Annotated in this window: 6 protein-coding genes; all 6 read right to left on the minus strand. The window is 69.4% G+C overall.

The annotated features are described in order from the left end of the window. On the minus strand, window positions 1-341 hold a 341-nt coding region (locus RIC54_RS24950), incomplete at its 3' end, for a ParB/Srx family N-terminal domain-containing protein (protein ID WP_350151545.1). Window positions 342-713: 372 nt separating this feature from the next. After that, window positions 714-1,142, minus strand: a complete 429-nt coding sequence (locus RIC54_RS24955) for a hypothetical protein (protein ID WP_350098735.1) — start codon at window positions 1,140-1,142, stop codon at window positions 714-716. Continuing rightward, a complete protein-coding gene (locus tag RIC54_RS24960) occupies window positions 1,135-1,389 on the minus strand; it encodes a type II toxin-antitoxin system prevent-host-death family antitoxin (protein ID WP_350098733.1) in 255 nt (84 codons plus the stop codon). The genes RIC54_RS24955 and RIC54_RS24960 overlap by 8 nt, the downstream gene beginning before the upstream one ends. 289 nt (window positions 1,390-1,678) lie before the next feature. Continuing rightward, a complete protein-coding gene (locus tag RIC54_RS24965) occupies window positions 1,679-1,927 on the minus strand; it encodes a hypothetical protein (RefSeq protein ID WP_350151547.1) in 249 nt (82 codons plus the stop codon). Continuing rightward, window positions 1,867-2,310, minus strand: coding sequence for a hypothetical protein (locus RIC54_RS24970; protein ID WP_350151549.1), 444 nt, complete (start codon window positions 2,308-2,310; stop codon window positions 1,867-1,869). The genes RIC54_RS24965 and RIC54_RS24970 overlap by 61 nt, the downstream gene beginning before the upstream one ends. Window positions 2,311-2,331: 21 nt before the next feature. Further along, on the minus strand, window positions 2,332-3,073 hold a 742-nt coding region (locus RIC54_RS24975), incomplete at its 5' end, for an ArdC family protein (protein WP_350151551.1).

Consider the following 3,073-nt stretch of genomic DNA (forward strand, 5'->3'; position numbering starts at 1 on the left):
AACTCGTCCATGGGATGGGTGGCCAGGCGGTGGACGTTCTCCGCCAGCGAGATCTCCCGGTGGAGCTCCGCCCGGTCGCGGATGTCGACCGGGATCTTCATCGTCGCCCGAAACGCCTTCGACGACTTGTCGGCGGCGAGCGCGTTGAGGGCGCGCAGCCGCCGGCCGCCGGCGGTGATGGCGACGGTGTCGTCGCCGTCCCGGTAGCCCACCAGGTTCTGCAACAGGCCCTCGGCCGAGATCGACGCGATCAGCTCGCCGAGGTCGGACTCGGCCGCGGTCTTGCGCATGTTCTCTGGTGCGATGCTGAGGGTCTTCAGGCTCATGTACTCGATGGTCATGGATGTCTCCTTGGATGATGGCGAGGTGCCGGTTCTTGCGATCCGGCCAACCTCGCCCCCACGGGACAGCCTTTCCTTTGCGGCCCTGGCGACCGGCGGGCGCGTGGCGGGCAGGCGGCGTGCGTCGGCGAGCAGTCGTCACCTGCGACTGGAGACGATCGGCCCTGCCGAAGGGCAGGGACGAAGGCTCGGCCGATACGGGCGGTGACGTCGGTGGGCTTGCCGCCCCGCCGGGGCGAGCGACCACACGGTCGCAGCACGGCAACCCGCGGCGTTCACGATGTGGCGAATGCGAATGGCGCCGCGTCAACCGTCGAGCAACAGCTCGACTGAACGGGCGCGCGCGATGCCGGGCGGGCCGAACCCGGAGGCTCAGTCGCGCCGGTCGACCCTGGCGGCGCGGCGGCGGAACAGCGGAGCTGCTGCAATGGCGAGGCGCTGGGTGAACGACTTGCTGAATCGGCCGAGGAACTCCTGGTCGGGATCCAGATAGTACGAGTGCTCGGCGATGTCGTGGTTGTACTCGTCGACCGTCACCCAGCCGCGTGTCCACTCGCCGAGGCCGGCCCTCCGGCATTCCATCTCGGGGATCTCGAGGGCCTGCTGGCCGGCGCGCGGCGGCTGACTGGAGATGGCGAGGAGCACAAGGTGCGTGAGGCCGTCCGCGGGCCCGACGACCGCAGCCAGGACGCACACCGGACGGTCTTTTCGGCCTTCCGTTTCCCCTCGCGTTGCCTGCCACCGCCACAGGTAGGGATAGTGGAAGACCGTGCCGGGCCTGAGCAGATCGCCCCTAGTCATCGTATCCCTCGCCCCTTCCGAGCCGGTCCAACTCGACGGCAAACTCGTCCGCGAGGTCGGGCGGCGTCTCCCCGGCGGCGTACGCGCGGCGCGAATCGCCAGCCTTGCGGAGCCTGTCGTATTGCTCGGCCGTCATCATGATGAACCTCCGTTTCCCACGGCGGGTGATCTCGACGGGACCGCTATAGACAGCCTCGACAATCTCGCCGGATCGGTTGCTGAGGTCGGTAAGCGAGAACCTGCGCATCGGATACCTCCGGCCGTCGCCACAATCTTGTTAGGGATCTTAGCTAAAATGGCGAAATCGATGGCCGAGGTCAACCTGCAACTCCAGGCGGACGCGCGGTTGCCTCGATCACCACACCCGCGACGCCGGGCAGCTGAGCAACCAGGTTCCCCTGCCGGTGCCGGTGCCGCGCACGTTGGGCGGAGTCGCGGGGTTGCTAGCCTGGACGCGACCGTGGCGGCAACGGTCGCCGCCTGCTTCTCCGATGACGAACGACCGGCCCCGCGTTTCAGCGGGGCCGATGGCCTGGTCAGTGGAGCGTGCGATCCGAGAGCAGCAGGGCCGCGTACTCGCTGGCCGTCTCGCGGTCGGCGAGCGCGCCCGCGACGGCCCAGCACTGGCAGGGCGGGCCCGGATAGGTGACCGTCACGTAGAACGCGGCTCCGAGCTGGAAGACGGTCGCGACCACGTCATTGCGGCAGTCGGTCGCGACGGTGATCAGGTCGGGGTCGAGCTCACAGGCGAGCTGCCTGATCGGGAGGAGAGGGATGGTGGGCATGGCCGCCTCCAGTCGGTTCGCTTGTCCGAGCCCGATCGGGCTCGCCGACAGCGGCGGTGCTTTCCTTTCTCGGTCAGCCGCTCGGTCACGGTGTGCAGCAGCCAGTCGGCGTGCCGATAGCGCCGGCCGGACCGGAGGCTGCGGACGACCGCCAGGTGGCCGCCGCGGATACGGACGGTGACGTGCGTGCGGTGGTCACCGGGGCCGATGCAGGCAATGGCGTAGTCCCGGGGCAGCCAGGCCTCGACCATCACAGTGTCGACGTAGCGCTCGATCCCGCGTGAGCCGTCCGTCACCCGGAAGATCGTGCCGGCCGCGATGGTGCCGACGGGCCGCCCGAATGCGCCGATGCGGTGACGCGGGGGATAGTACTGGCGGATCATGGCGTGCTCCTCGATCGCGGTTCAGGCGGCATCTGCACGGGCGACGTCGCCCGCGCCGAAGGCGAGCAGGTAGTCCGCGGCCTTGGAGGCAGCGGACGCGGTGCGGAAGATGACGCGGGGGTCGGCTCTGAGCACCTCGAGCCAGGCGCCGATGTAGTCGGCGTGGCGGACGGTCGGGATGATTCCGAGTGCGGCACAGGCGAAGGCGGCCGTCATCTCGGCGACCAGCTCCTCGGCCGCGTAGGCAGCGGATCCGAACGCGCCCGAGAGGTCGCGGCCGAGGCGGTGCGCCGCCCCTGTCCAGTGACCGGCCTCATGAAGAGCGGTCCGGTGCCAATTGATGGTGTCGTGATAGGCCTCGGGCGGCGGCACCCGAATGAAGTCGCCGGGGACGTGGTAGAAGGCCCGGTCGCCGCCGATGCGGAAGTCCGCCCCTGTCCGGCGGATCAGCTCCTCGACCTTGGGAAGGATCAGGCTGGGGACGGCCGCCGGCACCGGGGCCGTCAAATCGTGCGGGAGGCCCTCGCACTGATCGACGTTGAAGACGGTGAAGCGCTTCAGGAACGGGACCGCGTGCGGTTCCTCCCCGGTCTCGCGGGCGCGTTGGCGCTCGGCGTGCGGGATGAACCGGTCCGCATAGAACACGGTCGTGCCGCGCTCGCCCTTGCGGACATGGCCGCCGAGCGCCAGCGCCTGGCGGAAGGTCAGCCAGGATTGCGACGGGAAGCCCTGGTCGTCGAGGGCGGTCCAAAGCAGAAGAATG

Source organism: Thalassobaculum sp. (genome assembly GCF_040219215.1).
In the GTDB taxonomy this organism is placed as follows: domain Bacteria; phylum Pseudomonadota; class Alphaproteobacteria; order Thalassobaculales; family Thalassobaculaceae; genus Thalassobaculum_A.

Excerpts from the sequence above, each read along its gene's own strand:
- RIC54_RS24960 (WP_350098733.1), bottom strand. The coding sequence starts at position 1,389 with ATGCGCAGGTTCTCGCTTACCGACCTCAGCAACCGATCCGGCGAGATT.
- RIC54_RS24965 (WP_350151547.1), bottom strand. The coding sequence starts at position 1,927 with ATGCCCACCATCCCTCTCCTCCCGATCAGGCAGCTCGCCTGTGAGCTC.
- RIC54_RS24970 (WP_350151549.1), bottom strand. The coding sequence starts at position 2,310 with ATGATCCGCCAGTACTATCCCCCGCGTCACCGCATCGGCGCATTCGGG.
- RIC54_RS24955 (WP_350098735.1), bottom strand. The coding sequence starts at position 1,142 with ATGACTAGGGGCGATCTGCTCAGGCCCGGCACGGTCTTCCACTATCCC.